The following is a 22,865-nucleotide window of genomic DNA, read 5'->3' on the forward strand; positions in this document are numbered from 1 at the left end:
CTATAGCGAGCCGACCCATCGAAACGACCGGAGCATCCCCGACGCATGGGACATCGACTGAACGCCGCCGCAGCCATGATTGCGGCATCCCTCGCCTTGTCTTTCTCCACCGGAACCGCTTCCGCCCAGTGCGGCGCCGCTTCCTGGTATGCGCTGACGTCCAAGACCGCGTCGGGCGAGCGCATGAACCCCGCGGCCATGACCGCCGCCCACCGCTCCCTTCCCTTCGGCACCAAGATCAAGGTCGTGAACAAGGCCAACGGCAAGTCCGTGGTCGTGCGCATCAACGACCGCGGACCCTTCGCGCGGGGCCGGGTGCTCGACCTGTCGAAAGCCGCCGCGCAGAAGCTCGGCTTCATCCGGTCGGGTCACACGCCCGTCTGCATCGCCAAGGTCAGCTGAAGCGCCGGGCGGCCGTCTCGGCGATCGCCTCCGCAAGCGACAGGTTCCACTGCCGGCCGCAATAATCCCTGAAGTCGAAGCAGGGCAGGCCGGGGCAGACCTCGAATTCCAGCAGGTGGACGGTGTCGTCCGCCTCGACGCGGAAATCGGCGGAGAACACGTCGCGCAATCCGAGGTGACCCGTCAGCCGCGTGCAGATGGCGCGGATCGCGGCGTCCGCACCGGGCTGTCGGCTGGCGACCCCGACGAGTCGCGGCTCGACGTAGCGCCCGTCGGCGCGCGCGGCGCTGCCGGTGTCGCCATAGAGCGCGAGACTGTCCGTCATCGTCTGGAAGTCGCCGCCGGAATCGACGAAGACCACGCCGACGGCCTCCGCGCCGGCCCCCGGCTCGACCGCCAGGAAACTCGCCCGCACGTTGCGTCCCGCCACGTAGCGCTGCACGATCGCATCGTCGCGGTAGTGGTCGTGGATGCGCCGGCTGATCTCCAGCGCCTCCTCCTGCGAGCGGCAATGCGAATCCGGCCAGATGCCGATCTTGGCGCCGAGCCGGTTCGGCTTGACGAAGTAGCCGCCGCCCCCGGCTGCCGGCGGCGGCACGACCCAGGTGCCGTTCCGGGCCAGTCCGGCCTCCGGAACCGGCATGCCGAGCGCCCGCAGCACCGCGCCGGACCTGAACTTGTCCTGGCAAAGGCCGAAGAGGGAGTCGTCGGCACCGAACACCTGCAGGCTCTCCAGACGGGCCAGCGCGGGTGCGGCACCGCCGCGGAAATAGGCTATGCCGTCGGTGAGCGTCCAGACGAGAGTGGCATCGATGTCGCAGGCGCCCATCAGTCGCGGCAGGTCGTCGAGCGCGAGGGGAACGAAGCCGATCCCGCGCAGCCGGCAGGCGGACTCGATCGCGTCGAACTCCGGCGCGATGTCGGTCGCCTGCGCCAGGTAGGACGAGATCTCGAGCGCCCGCTGCGGCGGGAAGCCCTGCGCCTCGAGCCGCGAGCGGCAGGCCTGCTCGGGTTCATAGACGAGTTTCAGGATCGGCGTCTTGCGCATGGAACCCCCGCTCGGGTGGCCGGCGCCGCCCGAAGCCTTCGATGTGTCTGGTCGGACGACCGGACCGCGCGAGGCGGCGAGACCGGTCGCCGGAGACTATCGACAAAGCGCACGGATGCGCAATTCCGGCGAGGGTGCCACAGCAAGAAAAACCATCTTCCACGGGTCCGTCCGCCGGTGGCGGTCAGGCCAGCACCACACGCGGATCGAACCGGCCGCGCACCGGCAGATCGAGCAGGAACGTCTGTCCGGCCAGCGGCTCGCGGGCGAGGTCGCGGCCCCGGGCCGCGGAGGTGACGATCATCCGCTCGCCCTTCGGGCCGGCGAAGGCCGGGCAGGTGGACTGCCGCGCGGGCAGGGCGATGGTCTTCAGCCGCTCGCCGCGCGGGCTCCAGGCGTCGACCGCACCCGCCGCCCAGCGGGCGTTCCACAACACGCCGTCGGCATCGATCACGGACCCGTCGATGTAGCCGTCGCGGCCGCGCCAGTCGATGAAGACTTCCGGCTCGCCGCACGGCAGGCCGTTGGCTGGATCGCAGGCGACCTTCATCAGGAGCCCGGTCGGCGTGTCGATGAAATGGGCGATCGTCCCGTCGGGCGAGAAGCAGATCGAGTTCGGCACCGTGATGCCGCCATAGAGCCGGCGGAGCTCGCCCCTGAAGAACCAGTAGATCGCACCGGCGCCCTTCTCCTCGCGCTTCGACATGGTGCCGATCCAGAAGGCGCCTGACGGATGGACGCGCGAATCGTTCGACCGCGTCGTCTCGTCCCCGGCCTCGAGCGGCGTGTGCAGCGTCAGCGCTCCGCCGTCCCCTTCGCGCAGGTAGAGCCCGTCCTCGGCGACGATGAGTTGCCGCCCGTCGCCGACGAAGCCGATCGCGCTGGCCATGAAGGGCAGGGCGTGGACCACCGTGGGCCCGTCGGGAAAGGCCCTTTCGAGAAGCCTGCGGCCCTCGATGTCGAACCAGAAGAGCCTGCCGCTCGCCGGATCGAAGGATGGTCCTTCGCCGAGCGTGCAGGCGATGTCGCACAGGACGGAGTAGCCGCCGTCGTCCATGGAATGCTCGTCCTCCTCCGTCATGGTGTCCCGCCTCTTGCGCCGGCCTGCCGTCAGACGCTTCCGGCGTCGACGATCAGGGTCTGCGCCGTCATCGCCCGCGACGCGTCCGACGCGAGGAAGAGGCAGGGGCCGACCATGTCCTCCGGCTGGATCTCGATCTTCAGGCACTGCCGGTCGATATGGGCCTTCAGCGCTTCCTCCGTGACCCAGAGCGCGCGCTGCCGCTCGGTCAGCACCCAGCCGGGTGCGATGGCGTTGACGCGGATGCCGAATGGGCCGAGCGCGCCGGCGAGACCCTTCGTCAACCCCACCACGCCGCCCTTGGCGGCCGTGTAGGACGGGAACCCGCCGCCATTGATCATGAAGGCGGTCGACGTGAAGTTGACGATGGCGCCCCTGCCGGCCGCCTTCATGGCCGGCGTCACGGCCTGCACGGCGAAGAACTGGTGGCGCAGGTTGATCGCCTGGTTGTCGTCCCAGAACTGCGGCGTCACGTCCTCGATGGCATGGCGGGTGTCGAGCGCGGCGTTGTTGACCAGCACGCCCACCGGCCCGTTCCGCCGGGCCGCGGTCCCGGCGGCCTGCCGCAGGGCTTCGGCATCCCGCAGATCGGCCTGCAGGAACAGCGGTTCGCGTCCGGTCTCGGCCTCCAGGCGGCGGCAGAGGTCGCGGCTGGGACCGTCGGCGATGTCGATGAAGGCGACCCGCGCGCCCTGGCGCAGGAATCCCTCCGTCAGGCAGGCGCCGATTCCGGTGCCGCCGCCCGTGATCAGGACCGACGCGTCCGAAAGGTCCGGAAAACGCACGTCCGCCGTCATGCCGGCCTCCTCCCGCCTGCCTGCCGCAATCCTATGCGGGATCGCGGCCGCAGCGGCAAGACCCCGCGCGACCGTGCCCCGCCGAACCGGCTGCGGGGATCGGTCGCCGGGGCCGTCGCCGTCGGCCCCGGTGCGGTTTCAATCCCCCCTCAAACGGGGAAAAGCCCAGACGCGTGCATGGCGGTGGGGATGCGGAGGCTGGGTTTCAATCCCCTCTCAAACGGGGAAAAGCCCAGACCCAGCCGCACGAGCAGGTCGGTGCCAACGGCGTGTTTCAATCCCCTCTCAAACGGGGAAAAGCCCAGACCTACACCAAGCGATGGGGCATGGTGCGCCAGCGTTTCAATCCCCTCTCAAACGGGGAAAAGCCTAGACGGCGTACTGGGGCGGCTACCCCACCCACGAGTTTCAATCCCCTCTCAAACGGGGAAAAGCCCAGACCTGCACATGGGCGGCGGTACGCCGCTCTACGAGTTTCAATCCCCTCTCAAACGGGGAAAAGCCCAGACACTGACAGGGTGCGATATCGCACTGACGTGGTGGTTTCAATCCCCTCTCAAACGGGGAAAAGCCCAGACCGCGAACTCCAAGGATGCCATCGTCTGGCCGTTTCAATCCCCTCTCAAACGGGGAAAAGCCCAGACGGGCTGAAAAAATGACGTTGACCAAGCTCGCCGCGTTTCAATCCCCTCTCAAACGGGGAAAAGCCCAGACCTTATGGCCGTCATCCTGCTCATCGCCGCCGTTTCAATCCCCTCTCAAACGGGGAAAAGCCCAGACGAATCCGGCCGCGCATTACCGGCATGCGCTGGTTTCAATCCCCTCTCAAACGGGGAAAAGCCCAGACCATCATGGAAAAGAAAGGAAATCTCCATGAAGTTTCAATCCCCTCTCAAACGGGGAAAAGCCCAGACCCCTCCGGCGGCCGGGGTTCTTCGCGGGCCGTGTTTCAATCCCCTCTCAAACGGGGAAAAGCCCAGACACCTACAAGACGGGCTGGGGCTGCCCTTCGGAGTTTCAATCCCCTCTCAAACGGGGAAAAGCCCAGACATCGTCAGTTCCTCGAAGCCCTCGACGCCCCAGTTTCAATCCCCTCTCAAACGGGGAAAAGCCCAGACGCTCGCGACGGTAACGGCCGCCTGGGGCGCCGTTTCAATCCCCTCTCAAACGGGGAAAAGCCCAGACGGATTTTTCTCCTACTCCGCCTCGGGCAACGGTTTCAATCCCCTCTCAAACGGGGAAAAGCCCAGACCCAGCGGAACGGACGAGCAGCGTCCCCTTCGAGTTTCAATCCCCTCTCAAACGGGGAAAAGCCCAGACCGCCGATCTCGATTGAGGATGTGCGGACGTTGTTTCAATCCCCTCTCAAACGGGGAAAAGCCCAGACGGGTCCTGCGATCACCTCGTGGCGCCAAGGTTTCAATCCCCTCTCAAACGGGGAAAAGCCCAGACCTACTTCTGGAACCGCACCGAGACCGAGCAGGGTTTCAATCCCCTCTCAAACGGGGAAAAGCCCAGACGCGGGCTGAAGGGTATTCTGCGCGGTGAGGTTTCAATCCCCTCTCAAACGGGGAAAAGCCCAGACTGATCCCCTCGATTTATCCTCATGTTTTCAGCAGCTTGCAAGGGGCGATTCCAAAGATTTTTTTCGCCACGATTTTTGTGAAAAAAAGCCATCATTCGTTCACTCTCCGTTCGGGCTTCGCTCCCTTCCGCAGGCGCGACCGGCGCGGTGCGGAAGGGGGCGGTGAGGGCGCGGGCCGGCCGGCGCGCGGGAGGCGGCGGACAGCGGCGGGCGCCCCTCCCGGCCTGGTCGTCGGGGCGCGCGACGTCGTCCGGCGAATCCTCCTTCCCGAAGCTCTTTCGCGCTGACGGACGAGGCTGCTCCGGCCCGGCGGGAACCACAACCGCGACAAGCTTGCGGCGCGCCGAGGGGGCCGGCACCGCGCCGACCCGCTTGCACGATCGGCTTCCCGGGTCGCCGGCACCGCGCCGGCCGGACCCTGCGCCGACGCTATGTGCCGGCCGGCCGGGCGCTCGCGGCATAGCCGTGGACATGGGCGGCGGTGGCCTCGGCCCGCATCGGCCGCCCGAAGAAGTAGCCCTGGCCCTTCTGGCAGCCGAAGAAGGCGAGCCGCGCGGCCTGTTCCTCGCACTCGATGCCTTCGGCCACGACGTCCTTCTCCAGCCCGTCGCACATCGCCAGGATGGCGCGCACGATGTGCTGCGTGGGCGGGTCGGTGAGCATGGCGGCGACGAAGGACTGGTCGATCTTGATCGTGTCGAAATGCAGCTGCCGCAGCCGCCCGAGGCTCGACTGACCCGTGCCGAAATCGTCGAGCGCGGTGCGGATGCCGGCCGAGCGCAGGTCTTCGACGATCCGCTCGGCCGATGCCGGCTCGCACATCATGCCGGTTTCGGTGATCTCGATCTGCAGGCGGCCGGGCGGCAGTCCGGTCTCCGCCAGGATCGACAGGACGTGGTCGCTGGTGTTCTGGTCGACGAGTTGCGACGGCGAGAGGTTGAAGGACAGGTAGACCTCCTCCGGCCAGTCCGCCGCGGCAAGTGCCGCCTTGCGCAGCAGCACCTGCGAGAGCTGCCCGATGATCCCGCGCTCCTCGGCGATCGGGATGAACTCGCCCGGCGAGACGACGCCGAGGTCGCGGTCGGTCCAGCGTGCCAGCGCCTCGCAGCCGAGCACCCGCCGGGAGGAAAGGCAGACGATCGGCTGGAACCACGGCTCCACCTCGCCTGCCGCCACCGCGCGCCGCAGCGCCTGTTCGATCAGGGTGACGCGCCGCGCCTTGTCCTCGATCTCCTGTGAATAGACCACCACCCTGCCGCGGCCGGCCCGCTTGGCGTCGTAGAGCGCCGTCTCGGCCTTGCGGATCAGGTCCTCGGCCCCTTCGGCGGCGGTGAAGTACAGCGCGCAGCCGACCGAGGCCGAGAGGCGCGCGCTGCGCTCGCCGAGATCGTAGGGCGCCGACAGCACCTCGATCAGGATCCGCGCCTGCTCGCCCGCCGCCGCCTCGCTGAACGTCAGGGGCAGCAGGAAGCCGAACTCGTCGGCGCCCAGCCGCACGATGGTGCAGCGCGGATCGAGCGCTGCCCTGAGCCGCATCGCCGCCTGGCACAGGATCTCGTCGCCCGACGCCATCCCGAAGAGATCGTTCACCGGCTTGAAGCCGTCGAGGTCGACGATACCGACGACGAAGGGCGCCGGATCCGATGCGCGGTCGGCGATGAGCCGCCGGATCTTCGCCAGGAAGCGCCGGCTGTTGCCGAGACCCGTCAGCAGGTCCGTCAGCCCGGCCTCCGACGTCTCCTCCGGTCTTGCGATGCCAAGTGCTGCCGTTCTCATCCGATCAGGGGCCGTTCCGCGACTGGGGCGAAGGATGGACGAGAACCGTTTAGGAAGCGTGTAGCGCACCGGCCCGCGCGCTACCCTTTGGACCAGCGCCGCTTGCGCATTGGCATCCCCGCGGCATTTGTCTACATGGCAGACCCTGAAGCCCCTGTCGGAGGATGCTCCATGTCGCTCAGAATAGCCGTGCAGATGGACCATGTCGCAACCGTCTCGATCGCGGGCGACACCACCTTCGCCCTGTCGCTGGAAGCGCAGCGGCGCGGCCACGAGCTGTTCCACTACACGCCCGACAAGCTCTCGCTGCGCGACGGCAGGGCCTTCGCCTGGGCCGAACCGATGCAGGTGCGCGACGTCCGCGGCGACCACTACACGCTCGGCGAACAGGAGCGCCTCGACCTGACCGAGGTGGACGTGGTCCTGCTGCGCCAGGACCCGCCCTTCGACATGAACTACATCACCACCACCCACATCCTGGAGCGCATCCACCCCAGGACGCTGGTCGTCAACGACCCCGCCTGGGTGAGGAACAGCCCCGAAAAGATCTTCGTCACCGAGTTCCCCGACCTGATGCCGGAGACGCTGATCACGAAGGACCCGCGCGAGGTCGCCGCCTTCCGCAGGGAATTCGGCGACATCATCGTCAAGCCGCTCTACGGCAACGGCGGCGCCGGCATCTTCCATCTGGCCGAGGCGGACCGGAACCTCGCCTCGCTGCTGGAGATGTTCGGCCAGATGTTCCGCGAGCCCTACATCGTCCAGCGCTACCTGAAGGACGTGCGCAAGGGCGACAAGCGGATCATCCTGATCGACGGCGAGCCCGTGGGCGCCATCAACCGCGTGCCGTCGGAGACCGACTCCCGATCGAACATGCATGTCGGCGGCCGCGCCGAGGCGACCGAACTGACCAACCGCGAGCACGAGATCTGCGCCCGCATCGGGCCGGCGCTGCGCGAGCGCGGCTTCCTGCTCGTCGGCATCGACGTGATCGGCGGCTACCTGACGGAGATCAACGTGACGTCCCCCACCGGCGTGCGCGAGGTGCAGAAGTTCGGCGGCGCCGACATCGCGGCGCTGTTCTGGGACGCGGTGGAGACGAAGCGCTCGAGCTAGCGCCCGGAGCGTCTCCGGCCGGCATGGTCGCTGCCCGTCAGGCGGGTATCGACCGGAATGCGCGGATAGGCTGCAGAACGTTCTTGTAATGTTCCTTGATCCGTGCATGAATGGCGCATCGTCGGCGGGACGGCGATGCGAACGCTCCCGCCGCGGCCAGCGCGCGGGGATGGTCCGATGGTTTCACGTGTGAGCACGGTCGCCTTCCAGGGGATAGAGGCGGTGCCGGTGGACGTGCAGGTGATGATCGCGCCGGGCAAGGTCGGCATGCAGATCGTCGGACTCCCGGACAAGGCCGTCGCCGAGAGCCGGGAGCGCGTGCAGGCCGCGCTGCACGCATCGGGCCTGTCGCTGCCGGCCAAGAAGGTGACGGTGAACCTCGCCCCGGCCGACCTGCCGAAGGAAGGCAGCCATTACGACCTGCCGATCGCGCTCGGCCTGATGGCGGCGCTCGGGGCGGTGCCGGGCGACGCGCTGGCGGGCTTCGTCGTGCTCGGGGAACTGTCGCTCGACGGGACGACGACGCCCGTGGACGGCGCGCTGCCGGCGGCCATCGGCGCCAATGCCCTCGGCAAGGGGCTGATCTGCCCGCATGCCTCGGGTCCGGAAGCCGCCTGGGCGGGCGCTGAGGTGGAGATCCTCGCGCCGCGCAGCCTGATCGCCATCGCCAACCATTTCCGCGGCACGCAGGTGCTGTCGCGGCCGCAGGCGCAGATCCGCCCGCCGGCGTCGAACCTGCCCGATCTCGCCGACATCAAGGGCCAGGAGAGCGCCAAGCGGGCGCTGGAGGTTGCAGCGGCCGGCGGACACAACCTTCTGATGAGCGGACCGCCGGGCTCGGGAAAGTCGATGCTCGCGCAGCGCCTGCCGTCGATCCTGCCGCCGCTGTCGCCGCGCGAACTGCTCGAAGTGTCGATGATCGCCTCGATCGCCGGCGAACTGGCCGGCGGCAAGCTGTCCGACCGCCGTCCCTTCCGCGCGCCGCACCACTCCGCTTCGATCGCCGCGCTGGTGGGTGGCGGACTGCGGGTGAAGCCGGGCGAGGCCTCGCTCGCCCATCACGGCGTGCTGTTCCTCGACGAACTGCCCGAATTCGGCGCGCCGGTGCTCGATTCGCTGCGCCAGCCGCTCGAAACCGGCGAATGCGTGATCGCCAGGGCCAATGCGCGCGTCACCTACCCGGCGCGGGTCCAGCTCGTCGCGGCGATGAACCCGTGCCGCTGCGGCATGGCCGGCGAGCCCGGCCACCGCTGCGCGCGCGGCCCGCGCTGCCAGTCCGACTACCAGGCCCGCATTTCCGGCCCGCTGCTCGACCGCATCGACCTGCGGATCGAGGTGCCCTCGGTGTCGGCCGCCGACCTGATCCGCCCCGGCCGCGCCGAGACCAGCGCGGAAGTCGCCGCGCGCGTCGCCGCCGCACGGCGTATCCAGCGGGACCGCTTCGACGAGCGCGGCATGCCGGGGATCGGCACCAATGCCCAGTGCGGGCCGTCGCTGATCGAGGAGATCGCCGCGCCGGACGCGGCGGGCCTCGCCCTGCTCCGGGAAGCATCGGAGAAGATGGGCTTTTCGGCGCGGGCCTATCACCGCGTCCTCAAGGTGGCGCGCACGCTCGCCGATCTCGACGGCGTCGAGACCGTGGGACGCATCCATCTTGCGGAGGCCATTTCCTACCGCATGGGCGCGGACATGCAGGCGCGACAGGCGGCCTGACACGCCGCCGCGCGTCAGGCCGCCTGACGCGGGGCCGCTGCGACAGGCCGCCTGACGCGCCGCGGCTGCGACAGGCCGCCTGACGCGGGGCCGAGACGGCAATCCGACGCGCGGCGGCGATGAGCAGCATGGCGCGCGATCGCGGCCGTCAGGGGAATGTGCGCGCCACCGGGCGGGGATGCCCGCCGGTCGGTGGTGCAACCGCGCCGGCGCCTGGCGATGGGGTCGAGGCGGCGGGCTGCCCCGTTCGCATGACCGGCAGATGGGGCCTCGCTGCGGCGGCCCGGCCGGCTGTACGTGGGCCGGTGGCGCATGGGACGGGGCGCAGGCCGGCACCGACGCGCCGGAGTGCCGAGGGAAAGATCCGCCGCGCTTGCAGCGCGACGTTTCCCCGCCAGTCCGGGGTGTGGCTGCTCCGGTTCCTGGCTATGCGGCCGACGCGGCGGGCGGCGTGGTCCGCCTCGCCGCCAGACCGGCTTCGCTTCGGCGGTCCGGCCGGTTGTGCCGGTGGACGGGTCGTGCTGGGCCGGTGGCGCATGGGGCGGGCGCAGGCGGGCGCCGACGGCCTGGGTGTGCCGGGGGAGAGGTGCGCCGAGCGCGCGGAGCGGCGTTTCTCCGCCACTCCGCGATGTGACCGCTTCGGCTTCTGGCGATCAGCCGATGCGGCGGGGTCGTGTGCGCCAAATTCTGCAAACTGGGGCAGTCATGGAGGCTGGGCCGGTGACGCATTGGGTCCGCGCTGCCCAGTGCCGACGGCTCCGGCGCGCTGACGACGCCTGTCGCTTGGCCGGGCGCTGCCGTTTGGGGCAGTCATGGAGGCTGGGCCGGTGACGCATGGGTCCGCGCCGCTCGGTGCCGACGGCTCCGGTGCGCTGACGACGCCTGTCGTCTGGCCGGACGCTGCCGTGAAGAACGGCGTGCGGGCACCATGAGGTTGGGCATGCTGCGTTGAGAGGAAACGTCTGCGGGTCAGGCGTTCGTTCGCTGCGGTCCCTCGCTGGCCGCAGGCTCACGCATTCTTGTCCCGCCGCGGCCTGAAGCGGGTGCCCGCCGCCGCGCGACTCATGCCGCAAGAATGCCGCCTCGGGAAGGAGTCGCGATCTTCGCGGACGGCTCCGTCTTCCGGCCCTGCTACTGCTGGACCGATCCGACCATCATGTTCTGGTCGTCGACGAGGCTGACCCAGCGGCCGGTGTGGCTGCTCGCCTGCCGTTTGAGGAAGCGATAGCCGGTCTTGTCCCAGGTCTTCACCTCGTCGGTGAGGTTGTCGAGGATGAAGTCGCCCTGGTCCGCACGCACCGTCAGCACCGCATGGCCCTCGCCGTTCTTCTTGCGCACCACGGTGATGAGCAGGTTGGAGAGCGGGATGGACCGCGAGAGCTGGCGGCGCTTCTCGAGAACGTAGTCCTCGCAGTCGCCCACCCCGTCGGTCGGGTAGGCCCAGACCTCGTCCTTGCCGAAGACGTCGATGTCGGACATCGGCCGGATGTCGCCGTTCACCTTGGCGTTGATGCCGGTGATGCGGGTCCACAGGGCGCTCGTCATCCGGACGGGACCCCTGTCGGGAGTGGCCGTGCTGCATTCGGACGGGCTGGACTTGCAGAACTCGTAGTGGCCGATCGGCTGCGACGTCAGCCCGCCTGTGCCGAGCGACTGGGCGGATGCGACGCCGGACTGCGCGATGCCGAGGCCGGTGAACGCTGCGAGTGCGAGGGTCGCGCCCGCCAGCCTGAACTTGGAAACCATTCGCACTGCACCCCGCCACGGCGTCTCGTCGTTAACAAAAAGTTAAAGTGCGATACCGATTCGTGTCAATCGGCAATGCCCGACGGGAAGGATTTATGGTTACCGCCGTGCCCCTGACGACACAATTCCGTCACGGAGGGGAAATCGGCGCGTCCCGCAGATCGTCAAGGCCGGATCGCGGCGCTCCCAAGGCGCAAGAGGGGACCGGGCCGGCCAGCTGCGACGGCGGGCTGCCCGGCGGCAGGCAGCCGGCCGGCCCGGCGCCGATGCCGCGTCACTCGCGCTCGATCCTGCCGCGCATCTTCTTGACGGTGGCACGGCCGGACTTCTCCTTCAGCCTCCGCTCGACGGCGCCGCGCGAGGGCTTCGTCTTCTTGCGCGGCGGCGGCGGCGGCTCGGCTGCCCTGGCGACGAGGGCGAAGAGCCGCTCGCGCGCATCCTGGCGGTTGCGCTCCTGCGTGCGGAAGCGGCCGGCCTCGATCACGATCACGCCGTCCTTGGTCGCGCGCTGCCCGGCGAGCTTGATCGTCCGCTCGCGCACGCGCTCGGACAATCCGGGCGACCGCGCCGCGTCGAAGCGCAACTGCACCGCCGTCGCGACCTTGTTGACGTTCTGGCCGCCCGGCCCCGAGGCGCGGATGAAACTCTCCTCGAGTTCTCCCTCGCCGATGCGCGCCCCAGGAGCGATGTCGAAGGTGACGGCGGCCATCAGATCCAGACCGTCACGTCGTCGAGGGCCTTGCGGCGGATGTCGGGCACCGTCGCTCCCTCCGCGGGATAGCCGGCGACCAGCAGGATCAGCGCCTTCTCGTTGTCGGGCCGTCCGCAGATGGCATTCAGGAACCCCATGGGGGAGGGCGTATGGGTGAGCGTGGCCAGCCCCGCCCCGTGCAGCGCGGCGATCAGGAAGCCGGTGGCGATGCCGACGGACTCGGGCATGTAGTAGTGCTTCACCCGGCTGCCGTCGGGCGCCACGCCCCATCGCTGGCCGAAGACCGCGATCAGCCAGGGGGCGGTCTCGAGGAACGGCTTGTCGGCGTCCGTGCCGAGCGGCGCCAGCGCCCGCAGCCACTCGTCGGAGGCGCGTCCGGCATAGAAGCTGCGTTCCTCCTCCTCGGCCGCCGCGCGGATCCGGCGCTTGACGTCGGGATTGCTGATGCAGGCGAAGGTCCAGGGCTGCTGGTTCGCGCCGGACGGGGCGCTCGCGGCCGCCATCACGCAGTCCTCGATCAGCGCGCGGGGCACCGGCCGGTCGGAGAAGTCCCGGACCGTGCGGCGCGCTGCCATGAGCGCCCGGAAAGATGCGGCGCGGGACTGCATCTCGTCCTCCGGCAGCGGTCGGAAGGCGAGCGGTATCTCTGCTCTCTGGTCCATGCATCCTCCTCGCCGGCCGCGGTCCGGCGGCCGCCTCCGGCGGCGGCACCATCCGGCTTCTATGCCCCGGCGGGCGCCAAAGGAAAAGGCCCGGCGGGTTCGCCGGGCCTCGCAACGGCCTGTCGTTTCGAAGCGGTGGCCTACTCGGCGGCCTCCTGCACCCGCGGCGCCGCACCCATCACGGCGGAATCGACATGGGTTTCGAACTTGCCGAAATTGTCGACGAACATGCCGACCAGCCGGCGCGCCTGCGCGTCGTAGGCCGCCCTGTCGGCCCAGGTCGAGCGCGGGTCGAGGATGGAAGCGTCGACACCCGGCACGGCCACCGGCACGGCGAAGCCGAAGTTCGGATCGGTGCGGAACTCCGCCTGGTTCAGCGAGCCGTCGAGCGCCGCCGTCAGGAGCGCGCGCGTCGCCTTGATCGGCATGCGCCGGCCCGTGCCGTAGGCGCCTCCTGTCCAGCCGGTGTTGACCAGCCAGCAGTCGACGCCGTGGCGCGCGATCAGCTCGCGCAGCAGATTGCCGTATTCCGACGGATGCCGCGGCATGAAAGGCGCGCCGAAGCAGGTCGAAAACGTCGCTTCCGGCTCGGTCACGCCCTTCTCGGTGCCCGCCACCTTGGCGGTATAGCCCGACAGGAAGTGGTACATGGCCTGCGCCGGCGTCAGCTTGGCGATGGGCGGCATGACGCCGAAGGCATCGGCCGTCAGCATGATGATGTTCTGCGGATGCGGCGCGAGCCCGGTATCGCTCGCGTTTGGAATGAAATGCAGCGGATAGGCGCAGCGCGTGTTCTCCGTCAGCGAGCCGTCGTCGAAGTCGGGCTCGCGGTTCTCGTCGAGCACGACGTTCTCCAGCACCGTGCCGAAGCGCTGCGTGGTTGCGAAGATTTCCGGCTCGGCCTCGGCCGACAGGCGGATCGTCTTGGCGTAGCAGCCGCCCTCGAAGTTGAAGATGCCGTCCTCGCCCCAGCCATGCTCGTCGTCGCCCACCAGCGTGCGCGAGGGATCGGCCGACAGCGTCGTCTTTCCGGTGCCAGACAGGCCGAAGAACACCGCGGCGTCGCCGGACGGGCCGACATTGGCCGAGCAGTGCATCGGCATGACCCTGTTCTCGGGCAGCAGGTAGTTCAGCGCCGTGAAGACCGACTTCTTCATCTCGCCGGCATAGGACGTGCCGCCGATCAGCACGATCATCCGGGTGAAGTCGACGGCGATGATGGTTTCGGTGCGCGCGCCGTGGCGGCCGGTGTCGGCCTTGAACGACGGCAGGTCGATGATCGTCAGCTTCGGCTCGAAGGCCGGCAGCGCGCTGCGCTCGGGCCGGATCAGCAGGTTGCGGATGAACAGCGAGTGCCAGGCATATTCGGTGATGACACGCGACGGCAGGCTGTTCTCGGGGTCCGCGCCGCCGATCAGATCCTGCACGAACAGTTCGCGCCCCCTGGCGTGCTCGAGGAAGTCGGCCAGCAGGTTGTCGAAGTGCTGCGGCGTCATCGGCTTGTTGTTGTCCCACCACACCCGCGCCTCGGTGTTGGCGTCGCGCACGATGAACTTGTCCTTTGGCGAGCGTCCGGTGTGCTGCCCGGTGAGCGCGACCAGCGCGCCCTGCGCCGTCAGCCTCGCCTCGCCCCGCCGAATCGACTCCTCGTAGAGGTCGGCCGCGCCGAGGTTGTAAAACACCTTGCCGGTGCCCGTCAGTCCCGCAACCTCGATCCCGCACGCGGGATTACGCTCGCCGATTTCCTGCATTCCAATCACTCCCTGCATCTCGCTACGCGCTCGCACGACCGACGGCAGGCGCGATCGGATCGACCCTCGCTGACGCCCGAACAGGGGAGAAACAGAAAAGTTCTATGATTTCAAATCATTAATCGATTTAAAGATTTGAAATTTTTTTAAATCGTTTAAAGAACCGATCCCGAAAACCAAACGAACCCGAACCGCGCTCGCGCGTTCCATCGAAACCGGGTGCGGAGGTTTCGACCTGCCGGCGGTGTCATGGCGCGCGCGAGTGTGCTATGGCGCGGTGGCTGTGCCACATTTTGTACCCAATTTGTCCGCCTATACCCTTCTCTCGCAGCAGGAAGGGACGCCCGCTCATGAGGGATACGCTCGATATGGCAACGATCGCGCTCGTCGACGATGACCGCAACATCCTGACCTCCGTCTCCATCGCTCTGGAATCGGAGGGCTACCGGGTCGAGACCTATACCGACGGGGCTTCCGCGCTCGAGGGCTTCGCCGCCCGCCCGCCGACCCTGGCCGTGCTCGACATCAAGATGCCGCGGATGGACGGCATGGAACTGCTGCGCCGCCTGCGTCAGAAGAGCGACCTTCCGGTCATTTTCCTGACCTCGAAGGACGACGAGATCGACGAACTCTTCGGTCTCAAGATGGGCGCCGACGATTTCATCCGCAAGCCGTTCTCCCAGCGCCTGCTCGTCGAGCGCGTCAAGGCGGTGCTGCGCCGGGCCAATGCCCGCGAGGCGGCGGCCAAGTCGCCGACGCCGCAGTCGCGATCCCTCGAGCGCGGCCAGCTGGTCATGGACCAGGAGCGCCACACCTGCACCTGGAAGGGCGAACCGGTGACGCTCACCGTGACGGAATTCCTGATCCTGCATTCGCTCGCGCAGCGGCCGGGGGTCGTCAAGAGCCGCGATTCGCTGATGGACTCGGCCTATGACGAGCAGGTTTACGTTGACGACCGGACGATCGACAGCCACATCAAGCGGCTGAGAAAGAAGTTCAAGGCCGTCGACGACGACTTCGACATGATCGAAACGCTCTACGGGGTGGGCTATCGCTTCCGCGAGATCTAGGCGCTCGACGCTTCGGCCTCGTGGCGGAGTGGAGCCCGGCAGGACATGGTAGCCGAAACGACTCCCGCCGAGACGAGGACGACGACGGGGCGGCGCATGCCGGCCGCGCTGCGCTGGTTCACGCTGCCGCTGCGCCGCTTCTTCGGCCACCACGTCTTCTCCTCGCTCACCCGCCGGATCCTGTATCTCAACCTCGCGGGGCTGGGCGTGCTGGTGCTCGGCATCCTCTACCTGAACCAGTTCCGCGACGGGCTCATCGAGGCGCGCGTCGAGAGCCTGATGACGCAGGGCGAGATCATCGCGGCGGCCATCGCGGCATCGGCCACGGTCGAGACGGACGCCATCACCATCGATCCCGAGAAGCTGCTCGAGCTGCAGGCCGGCGAGAGCCTGGCACCGGGGTCCGATCAGCTCGACAGCCTCGACTTCCCGATCAATCCGGAGCGCGTCGCGCCGCTGCTGCGCCGGCTGATCTCGCCGACCCGCACGCGCGCGCGCATCTACGACCGCGACGCCAACCTGCTGCTCGACTCCCGCCATCTCTATTCGCGCGGCCAGATCCTGCGCTACGACCTGCCGCCGCTCGACGAGGCGGAGCCCGACTTTCTCGACCGGGTGGAGGACTTCGTCTACGGCTTCTTCCAGCGCAAGGACCTTCCGCTCTACCGCGAACAGCCCGGCGGCAACGGCGCGGCCTATCCGGAGGTCGTCAACGCGCTCATCGGCAGCCCGGGCTTCATCGTGCGCATCTCCGAACAGGGCGACATGATCGTCTCCGTGGCCGTGCCCGTGCAGCGGTTCCGCGCCGTGCTGGGCGTGCTGCTGCTGTCCACCCAGGGCGGCGACATCGACAAGATCGTCGCCGACGAGCGCAAGGCCATCTTCCGCGTCTTCGGCGTGGCGGCCCTCGTCACCGCCACACTGTCGCTCCTGCTCGCCTCCACCATCGCCAATCCGCTGCGCCGGCTGTCGGCCGCGGCCGTCCGCGTCCGGCGCGGCGTGCGCAGCCGCGAGGAGATCCCGGACTTCTCGGACCGTCAGGACGAGATCGGCAACCTGTCGGTCGCGCTGCGCGACATGACCAACGCCCTCTACGCCCGCATCGATGCCATCGAGAGCTTCGCGGCCGACGTCTCGCACGAGCTGAAGAACCCGCTGACCTCGCTGCGGAGCGCCGTGGAGACCTTGCCGCTCGCCCGCAACGAGGCCAACCGCGCCCGCCTGCTCGAGATCATCATGCACGACGTGCACCGCCTCGACCGGCTCATCACCGACATCTCCGACGCCTCGCGCCTGGATGCCGAGCTTGCCCGCGAGGATGCCTCGCCGGTCGACCTGAAGAAGCTCGTCGCCGACATCGTCGACCTGTCGCGCGAGCAGACACGCTACAAGAAGACCGTCGCCATCGACATGAAGGTGGGCAAGGACAACGGCCGCGGCTTCCGCGTTTCGGGCTACGACCTGCGGCTCGGCCAGGTCATCACCAACCTGGTCGACAATGCGCGGTCCTTCGTGCCCGACGAAGGCGGCCGCATCGTCGTGGGCGTCGGCCGCACCACCAACCACGTCCTGGTGACGGTGGAGGACAACGGGCCGGGCATCCGTGCCGAGAACATCGAGCGGATCTTCGAGCGCTTCTATACGGACCGCCCGTCCTCGGAGGCTTTCGGACAGAATTCCGGCCTCGGCCTGTCGATCAGCCGGCAGATCGTCGAGGCGCATGGCGGCCAGCTGACGGCGGAGAACATCGTGGGCGGCAAGCCCGGCGACGTCCGCGGTGCACGCTTCGTCATGAAGCTGCCCGCAGAGGCCTGACGCGATTGCGCAACATCCACGCCACCGGCGTGATCCTCGGCGACCGGGGTGTCCTGCTGACGGGGCGTTCGGGCAGCGGCAAGACCACGCTGGCGCTCGAACTGCTCGCCCGTGCCGACGCGGCCGGCGGCTTCGCCCGGCTCGTCTGCGACGACCAGGTGCTGGTGGAGGCGAGGGGCGGGCGGCTGCTCGCCCGCGCCGCGCCCGCGATCGCGGGACTGGTGGAGGTCGCGGGCCTCGGCCCGTCCGTCGTCGCGTCCGAGCCGGCGATGACGGTCGATCTCGTGGTGCGCCTCGTGCCGGCGGGCGAGGCGCCGCGGATTTCGGCCGGCGAGGCGGTTTCGATCGAAGGCGTGAGCCTTGCGCGGCTGGACCTTCCGGAGCGTGGCGCCGACGCTGCCGCCCATGCCGTGCTCGCCTGGATGGCGCCCGGCCGCCATGCGCATGCGACGACGGGCGCGGCGAAATGACCGGCGCCCGGTTCGATTTGGGCTTGTCAAGGCGATCCGGCTCGACAAGATAGCGCTCCTGCCGGCCGGGGCCCCAGCGGCAGGACGGACAGGAACGCCGAGCCGGGCGATGTCGGGAGTAAGTCATTCATGATCGGACTCGTGCTCGTCACGCACGGTCGGCTGGCCGAGGAATTCCGCCACGCGGTGGAGCACGTGGTCGGCCCCCAGCAGAGCTTTGAGACGGTCTCGATCGGCGCCGACGACGATATGGAAGAACGTCGCCGCGAGATCGTCGACGCCGTGGCGCGCGCCGATGGCGGCGCCGGCGTGATCATCCTGACCGACATGTTCGGCGGCACGCCCTCCAACCTCGCGATCTCCGTGATGGAGACGGGCCGCGTGGAGGTGATCGCCGGCATGAACCTGCCGATGCTGATCAAGCTGACCAGCGTCCGCTCCGGCGACGACATGGCGGCCGCACTCGAAGGCGCGCAGAATGCGGGCCGCAAGTACATCAACGTCGCCAGCCAGGTCCTGACCGCGAAATGAGCATGGACGGCAGGGCCGGGAACGCGGTGGTGCGCGACCTCGAGATCGTCAACCAGCGCGGCCTCCACGCCCGTGCTTCCGCCAGGTTCGTTCAGGTCGCCGGTGCTTTCGAGGCCGAGATCACGGTCGAGAAGGACGGCATGACCGTCGGTGGCACCTCGATCATGGGCCTGATGATGCTGGCAGCGAGCCCCGGCTGCTGTATCCGCGTCTCCGCTGCCGGACCGGACGCGGCCGCCGCGGTCGAGGCCATCGCCGCACTCGTCGCCGACCGTTTCGGCGAGGGCGTGTAATGAGGCCTTAACGCTGTCGACATAGACGGATAAGGATTTCTTTATATCCCATTGTGACCGATGGCGCGATCTGCTAGGGACGCGCGATCCGACCGGGCGGCCGACGTGCCGCTCCGGTCCTTCGTCATGACATGGAGATGCGCAATGGCCGCCAGCCAGGACTACGTCGTCAGGGACATCGCTCTTGCGGACTGGGGCCGCAAGGAGATCGAGATCGCCGAAACCGAGATGCCGGGGCTGATGGCCTGCCGCGAGGAGTTCGGCGAGACGAAGCCGCTCTCGGGCGCGCGCATCACCGGCTCGCTGCACATGACGATCCAGACCGCGGTCCTGATCGAGACGCTGAAGGCGCTCGGCGCCGACGTCCGCTGGGCGTCGTGCAACATCTTCTCCACGCAGGACCATGCCGCCGCCGCCATCGCGGCCTCCGGCACCGCCGTCTTCGCCGTCAAGGGCGAGACGCTCGAGGACTACTGGGACTACACCGACCGGATCTTCCAGTGGCCGGACGGCCAGCCGTCCAACATGATCCTCGACGATGGCGGCGACGCCACCATGTACATCCTGATCGGCGCGCGCGCCGAGGCGGGCGAGGACGTGCTGTCGAATCCGGGCAGCGAGGAAGAGGAAATCCTCTTCGCGCAGATCAAGAAGCGCCTCGCCGCGACGCCCGGCTTCTTCAAGCGCCAGAAGGACGCCATCCGCGGCGTGTCCGAAGAGACCACCACCGGCGTGAACCGGCTCTACCAGCTGCAGAAGAAGGGTCTGCTGCCCTTCCCGGCCATCAACGTCAACGACAGCGTCACCAAGTCGAAGTTCGACAACAAGTACGGCTGCAAGGAATCGCTGGTCGACGGCATCCGCCGCGCCACCGACGTCATGATGGCCGGCAAGGTCGCGGTCATCTGCGGCTATGGCGACGTCGGCAAGGGCTCGGCCGCCTCGCTCGCCGGCGCCGGCGCCCGCGTCAAGGTCACCGAGGCCGATCCGATCTGCGCGCTGCAGGCCGCCATGGACGGCTTCGAGGTCGTCACCCTCGACGAGGCGGCGCCGACCGCCGACATCATCATCACCGCGACCGGCAACAAGGACGTGGTCACGCTCGACCACATGCGCGCCATGAAGGACATGGTGATCCTGGGCAACATCGGCCACTTCGACAACGAGATCCAGGTCGCGGCGATGCGCAACCTGAAATGGACCAACGTCAAGCCGCAGGTCGACATGGTCCGGTTCCCGGACGGCAAGCGCATCCTGCTCCTGTCGGAAGGCCGGCTGCTCAACCTCGGCAACGCGACCGGACATCCGAGCTTCGTCATGTCGGCCTCGTTCACCAACCAGGTGCTGGCCCAGATCGAGCTCTACACGAAGGGCTCGAGCTACAAGAACGAGGTCTACGTCCTGCCCAAGCATCTCGACGAGAAGGTCGCGCGCCTGCATCTCGGCAAGCTCAATGCGCGGCTGACCGAACTGTCGAGTGAACAGGCCGCCTACATCGGCGTCACGCCGCAGGGGCCGTTCAAACCGGAACACTACCGCTACTGATCTTTCTACTGCCGGACACAACATCTTGAGGCTGGGCGGAGCCATTTCCGCCCGGCCTTTTTTTTGTCCGGCTGGCTTCTTCACGTCGATTCCCTCGACCGGTACAGTGACCTGATTCGCCATGGGATGCGGTCTCGGAGCGGGGATGCGTAATCGGGAGCGCGGCCGGGGCGGCCGGCTGTCGAGCGGCGGAGAGGACGGAAGGATGCAGTTGGTGCGCCCGCGGGATTCGGGGATCGGCGGGTCGTGTTTTGCGACCCGCGCGGCGCGGACGAAGGCCGTTCGCGAGACGCTTCGCGCGGGCGCTGCCGGCGTCGCTTCGCTTGCAGGATCGCTCTGCCTCGCCACGCCTGGCGCCGCGCAGGAGCGCGTCGGCGTCGCGGGCGCCCGCGTCCTGGGCGGCTTCGGCGCATTCGAGGTGATCCAGTTCGCCACCTTCGCCGGCGTGCTCGGCGCGGCCCTCGTCTCCGCAGTCTGGCTGATCCGCGAGCGCGGTCGCATCGCCGCCGAGAACCTGCAGCTGCGCGAGCGCATCGCCGAGCTCAATGCGTCCGTGCAGCGGTCGGATGCGCTGGCCAGCGTGCGCGACCAGCGCACCGTGGTCTGGTCGAGCGAGCACCGGCGGCCGGAGATCCTGGGCTCCCTGCCGACGTCGCCCGGCGTGCCGGACGAGCGCAGCGCATTCCTCGCCTTCGGGCGCTGGCTCACGGCGGGCTCCGCCACGGCGATCGAGAACGCGATCTCGTCCCTGCGCAACGCCGGCGAGCCGTTCGATCTGGTCGCCGAGACCCGCAGCGGTATCGTGCTCGAGGTTCAGGGCCGGAAGGCAGGGAGCCATTCGATCGTTCGCTTCCAGTCGCTCACCGAGCGGCAGCGCGAGCATGCCCGGCTGCGCGCCGAGCATGCCTCCGTCGCTGCGGAGCACGACCTCGTCCTGAAGCTGCTGAACGCGCTCGAAATGCCCTTCTGGGTGCGCGACTCCGCCGGCCGGCTTCAGCACGCCAACGAGGCCTATGCGATCGCCGTCGAGGCGGAGACGCCGGGCCAGGCCATCGCCGAAGGCCGCGAGCTTCTGGGCACCCAGGCGCGAGAGGCGGTCACGCGCCACCACGCCACCGATCCGGTATACCAACAGACCGTTTCGGCGGTCATCGGCGGCGACCGAAGGCTGTTTGCGGTCACCGACGTGGCAACCGGTTTCGGCGCGGCCGGGCTGGCCGTCGACCGCAGCGAAGTCGAGACGCTGCGCGGCGAGTTCGAGCGGATGATGCGCAGCCACTCCGAGACGCTCGACCAGCTCAACACCGCCGTCGCCACCTTCGACGCGGAGCAGAAGCTGCGCTTCTTCAACCAGGCCTTCCAGAAGCTCTGGCAGTTCGAGCCCGGCTTCCTGGAGAGCGCTCCCGACAACACGCTGATGCTCGACCGCCTGCGCAGCGCCGGCAAACTGGCCGAGCAGCCCGAATGGCGCCGCTGGAAGGAGAACCTCCTCTCTGCCTACCGTTCCGTCGACCCGCAGGAGCATTGGTGGCACCTACCGGACGGGCGCACGATCCGCGTCGTCGGCAATCCGAGCCCGCGCGGCGGCGTCACCTGGGTGTTCGAGAACCTGACGGAGCGCTTCGACCTCGAAAGCCGCTACAACACCGCCGTCCGCGTCCAGGGGGAGACGCTGGACAATCTCGCCGAAGGCGTGGCCGTGTTCGGTCCGGACGGCCGGGTGCGGCTCTTCAACCCCGCCTTCGCCCGGCTGTGGCGGCTCGGCGGCGACGAGGTCGGCGTCGGCATCCACATCGCCGTCATCCGCAAGGCCTGCGAGCGCGCCTGCGTGCAGAGCCCCTGGCCGGATTTCGTCGCCGCCGTCACCGGCTTCGACGAGGAGCGCCGCGAGACGCACGGGAAGGTCGAGCTCGTCGACGGCTCGATCCTCAGCCACGCCGTGATCCCGCTGCCCAACGGCCAGGTGATGACGACCTTCGTCGACGTCACCGACAGCGTGAACTTCGAGCGCGCCCTGCAGGAGAAGAACGAGGCGCTGCAGAAGGCCGACCAGCTGAAGAACGACTTCGTGCAGCACGTCTCCTACGAACTGCGCTCGCCGCTGACCAACATCATCGGCTTTACCGAGCTGCTGCAGCAGCCCGACACCGGCCCCATGAGCCCCCGCCAGCAGGACTATCTCGACCACATCGCCTCGTCCTCCTCGGTGCTGCTGACCATCGTCAACGACATCCTGGATCTCGCCACCGTCGATGCCGGCATCATGGAACTGGAGATCGGCGAAGTGCCCGTTGCGCGGACCGTCAACGAGACCGCCGAACTCGTCGCCGAGAAGCTGCGCGAGCACGACATCGCGCTGCGGATCGACCTCGCCGCCGCCCCGGCCGCCTTCCAGGCCGACGGGCAGCGGCTGCGGCAGATCCTGTTCAACCTTCTGAGCAACGCCGCCAACTACGCGCCCGAGCACTCGACCATCGTCCTGTCCTGCCGGCAGAAGGACGACCGCATCGAGTTCCTCGTCCACGACGACGGACCCGGAATGCCGCCCGAAATCCTCGACGCCGCCTTCAAGCGGTTCGAGCCGCGGGCCAATGGCGGACGCAAGCGGGGCGCCGGCCTCGGCCTCGCCATCGTGAAGAGCTTCGTGGAACTGCATGGCGGAACGGTCGAAATCGACTCCGGCCGGTCCCGCGGCACCACCGTGCTCTGCCGCTTTCCCGCCGCGCCGCGCGAGGCCAAGGCGGCGGAGTAG

Annotated in this window: 18 protein-coding genes and 1 CRISPR repeat array; of the genes, 10 read left to right on the forward strand and 8 right to left on the reverse strand. The window is 68.5% G+C overall.

What is annotated here, in order from left to right; all coding sequences use genetic code 11:
• Window positions 1-45: 45 nt before the first annotated feature.
• Window positions 46-402, forward strand: a complete 357-nt coding sequence (locus IAI54_RS24395; protein ID WP_187969645.1) for a septal ring lytic transglycosylase RlpA family protein — start codon at window positions 46-48, stop codon at window positions 400-402.
• Here IAI54_RS24395 and IAI54_RS24400 read toward each other — a convergent pair.
• The 4 genes from IAI54_RS24400 to IAI54_RS24415 form a co-directional block, all read right to left on the reverse strand.
• Window positions 395-1,450 (reverse strand): D-alanine--D-alanine ligase family protein, encoded by a 1,056-nt coding sequence (locus IAI54_RS24400; RefSeq protein WP_187969646.1) that lies wholly within the window; start codon window positions 1,448-1,450, stop codon window positions 395-397. The two genes, IAI54_RS24395 and IAI54_RS24400, sit on opposite strands and share 8 nt — an antisense overlap.
• 184 nt (window positions 1,451-1,634) lie before the next feature.
• The gene (locus IAI54_RS24405; RefSeq protein WP_187973335.1) at window positions 1,635-2,507 is read right to left on the reverse strand and encodes an SMP-30/gluconolactonase/LRE family protein; all 873 of its coding nucleotides are present in this window, start codon (window positions 2,505-2,507) and stop codon (window positions 1,635-1,637) included.
• A 53-nt stretch (window positions 2,508-2,560) separates the two neighbouring features.
• Entirely contained in the window at window positions 2,561-3,328 is a 768-nt protein-coding gene (locus IAI54_RS24410; RefSeq protein WP_187969647.1) for an SDR family NAD(P)-dependent oxidoreductase, read from the reverse strand.
• A gap of 135 nt (window positions 3,329-3,463) precedes the next feature.
• A CRISPR array of direct repeats spans window positions 3,464-4,913; the repeat unit is 36 nt; unit sequence GTTTCAATCCCCTCTCAAACGGGGAAAAGCCCAGAC.
• A gap of 429 nt (window positions 4,914-5,342) precedes the next feature.
• Entirely contained in the window at window positions 5,343-6,689 is a 1,347-nt protein-coding gene (locus tag IAI54_RS24415) for a putative bifunctional diguanylate cyclase/phosphodiesterase (protein WP_187969648.1), read from the reverse strand.
• Between the two features lie 171 nt (window positions 6,690-6,860).
• On the opposite strand from IAI54_RS24415, the gene gshB reads away from it, so the two are divergent.
• Together gshB and IAI54_RS24425 are read left to right on the forward strand one after the other, a co-directional pair.
• Complete coding sequence (gene gshB / locus IAI54_RS24420; RefSeq protein WP_187969649.1) at window positions 6,861-7,805, forward strand: glutathione synthase; 945 nt, start codon at window positions 6,861-6,863, stop codon at window positions 7,803-7,805.
• A 177-nt stretch (window positions 7,806-7,982) separates the two neighbouring features.
• On the forward strand, window positions 7,983-9,518 hold the full coding sequence (locus IAI54_RS24425) for a YifB family Mg chelatase-like AAA ATPase (protein ID WP_187969650.1): 1,536 nt from the start codon (window positions 7,983-7,985) through the stop codon (window positions 9,516-9,518).
• Window positions 9,519-10,649: 1,131 nt separating this feature from the next.
• Here IAI54_RS24425 and IAI54_RS24430 read toward each other — a convergent pair.
• From IAI54_RS24430 to IAI54_RS24445, 4 genes are all read right to left on the reverse strand, one after another.
• Window positions 10,650-11,264, reverse strand: coding sequence for a transglutaminase-like cysteine peptidase (locus tag IAI54_RS24430; RefSeq protein ID WP_187969651.1), 615 nt, complete (start codon window positions 11,262-11,264; stop codon window positions 10,650-10,652).
• Window positions 11,265-11,538: 274 nt separating this feature from the next.
• Window positions 11,539-11,973 (reverse strand): alternative ribosome rescue aminoacyl-tRNA hydrolase ArfB, encoded by a 435-nt coding sequence (gene arfB, locus IAI54_RS24435; RefSeq protein ID WP_187969652.1) that lies wholly within the window; start codon window positions 11,971-11,973, stop codon window positions 11,539-11,541.
• Window positions 11,973-12,638, reverse strand: a complete 666-nt coding sequence (locus tag IAI54_RS24440; RefSeq protein WP_187969653.1) for a nitroreductase family protein — start codon at window positions 12,636-12,638, stop codon at window positions 11,973-11,975. The genes arfB and IAI54_RS24440 overlap by 1 nt, the downstream gene beginning before the upstream one ends.
• A gap of 140 nt (window positions 12,639-12,778) precedes the next feature.
• Window positions 12,779-14,389, reverse strand: a complete 1,611-nt coding sequence (locus IAI54_RS24445; RefSeq protein ID WP_187969654.1) for a phosphoenolpyruvate carboxykinase — start codon at window positions 14,387-14,389, stop codon at window positions 12,779-12,781.
• Between the two features lie 368 nt (window positions 14,390-14,757).
• Here IAI54_RS24445 and IAI54_RS24450 point away from each other — a divergent pair, with 368 nt between their 5' ends.
• The 7 genes from IAI54_RS24450 to IAI54_RS24480 all read left to right on the forward strand — a co-directional run bounded on the left by IAI54_RS24450 (window position 14,758) and on the right by IAI54_RS24480 (window position 22,865).
• Window positions 14,758-15,459, forward strand: a complete 702-nt coding sequence (locus IAI54_RS24450; RefSeq protein ID WP_187969655.1) for a response regulator transcription factor — start codon at window positions 14,758-14,760, stop codon at window positions 15,457-15,459.
• A 96-nt stretch (window positions 15,460-15,555) separates the two neighbouring features.
• Window positions 15,556-17,274, forward strand: a complete 1,719-nt coding sequence (locus tag IAI54_RS24455) for a sensor histidine kinase (RefSeq protein WP_235679450.1) — start codon at window positions 15,556-15,558, stop codon at window positions 17,272-17,274.
• A 5-nt stretch (window positions 17,275-17,279) separates the two neighbouring features.
• Window positions 17,280-17,744, forward strand: a complete 465-nt coding sequence (locus IAI54_RS24460; RefSeq protein ID WP_187969657.1) for an HPr kinase/phosphorylase — start codon at window positions 17,280-17,282, stop codon at window positions 17,742-17,744.
• A 129-nt stretch (window positions 17,745-17,873) separates the two neighbouring features.
• Window positions 17,874-18,275 carry a PTS sugar transporter subunit IIA gene (locus tag IAI54_RS24465; RefSeq protein ID WP_187969658.1) on the forward strand — a complete coding sequence of 134 codons (402 nt, stop codon included), beginning with the start codon at window positions 17,874-17,876 and terminating at the stop codon, window positions 18,273-18,275.
• Entirely contained in the window at window positions 18,272-18,568 is a 297-nt protein-coding gene (locus IAI54_RS24470) for an HPr family phosphocarrier protein (protein ID WP_187969659.1), read from the forward strand. The genes IAI54_RS24465 and IAI54_RS24470 overlap by 4 nt, the downstream gene beginning before the upstream one ends.
• Before the next feature lie 144 nt (window positions 18,569-18,712).
• A complete protein-coding gene (gene ahcY / locus IAI54_RS24475) occupies window positions 18,713-20,113 on the forward strand; it encodes an adenosylhomocysteinase (RefSeq protein WP_187969660.1) in 1,401 nt (466 codons plus the stop codon).
• Window positions 20,114-20,318: 205 nt separating this feature from the next.
• Window positions 20,319-22,865 carry a sensor histidine kinase gene (locus IAI54_RS24480; protein WP_187969661.1) on the forward strand — a complete coding sequence of 849 codons (2,547 nt, stop codon included), beginning with the start codon at window positions 20,319-20,321 and terminating at the stop codon, window positions 22,863-22,865.

This window comes from Aquibium microcysteis, assembly GCF_014495845.1.
GTDB classification, from domain to species: domain Bacteria; phylum Pseudomonadota; class Alphaproteobacteria; order Rhizobiales; family Rhizobiaceae; genus Aquibium; species Aquibium microcysteis.

Bases quoted from the DNA above. Each gene is read 5' to 3' on its own strand.
- IAI54_RS24445 (WP_187969654.1), bottom strand. From the start codon at position 14,389: ATGCAGGAAATCGGCGAGCGTAATCCCGCGTGCGGGATCGAGGTTGCG.
- IAI54_RS24430 (WP_187969651.1), bottom strand. From the start codon at position 11,264: ATGGTTTCCAAGTTCAGGCTGGCGGGCGCGACCCTCGCACTCGCAGCG.
- IAI54_RS24395 (WP_187969645.1), top strand. From the start codon at position 46: ATGGGACATCGACTGAACGCCGCCGCAGCCATGATTGCGGCATCCCTC.
- IAI54_RS24465 (WP_187969658.1), top strand. From the start codon at position 17,874: ATGATCGGACTCGTGCTCGTCACGCACGGTCGGCTGGCCGAGGAATTC.
- IAI54_RS24480 (WP_187969661.1), top strand. From the start codon at position 20,319: ATGCAGTTGGTGCGCCCGCGGGATTCGGGGATCGGCGGGTCGTGTTTT.
- IAI54_RS24415 (WP_187969648.1), bottom strand. From the start codon at position 6,689: ATGAGAACGGCAGCACTTGGCATCGCAAGACCGGAGGAGACGTCGGAG.
- gshB (WP_187969649.1), top strand. From the start codon at position 6,861: ATGTCGCTCAGAATAGCCGTGCAGATGGACCATGTCGCAACCGTCTCG.
- IAI54_RS24450 (WP_187969655.1), top strand. From the start codon at position 14,758: ATGGCAACGATCGCGCTCGTCGACGATGACCGCAACATCCTGACCTCC.
- IAI54_RS24425 (WP_187969650.1), top strand. From the start codon at position 7,983: ATGGTTTCACGTGTGAGCACGGTCGCCTTCCAGGGGATAGAGGCGGTG.
- IAI54_RS24440 (WP_187969653.1), bottom strand. From the start codon at position 12,638: ATGGACCAGAGAGCAGAGATACCGCTCGCCTTCCGACCGCTGCCGGAG.
- IAI54_RS24410 (WP_187969647.1), bottom strand. From the start codon at position 3,328: ATGACGGCGGACGTGCGTTTTCCGGACCTTTCGGACGCGTCGGTCCTG.
- IAI54_RS24455 (WP_235679450.1), top strand. From the start codon at position 15,556: ATGCCGGCCGCGCTGCGCTGGTTCACGCTGCCGCTGCGCCGCTTCTTC.
- IAI54_RS24470 (WP_187969659.1), top strand. From the start codon at position 18,272: ATGAGCATGGACGGCAGGGCCGGGAACGCGGTGGTGCGCGACCTCGAG.
- IAI54_RS24400 (WP_187969646.1), bottom strand. From the start codon at position 1,450: ATGCGCAAGACGCCGATCCTGAAACTCGTCTATGAACCCGAGCAGGCC.
- IAI54_RS24405 (WP_187973335.1), bottom strand. From the start codon at position 2,507: ATGGACGACGGCGGCTACTCCGTCCTGTGCGACATCGCCTGCACGCTC.
- ahcY (WP_187969660.1), top strand. From the start codon at position 18,713: ATGGCCGCCAGCCAGGACTACGTCGTCAGGGACATCGCTCTTGCGGAC.
- arfB (WP_187969652.1), bottom strand. From the start codon at position 11,973: ATGGCCGCCGTCACCTTCGACATCGCTCCTGGGGCGCGCATCGGCGAG.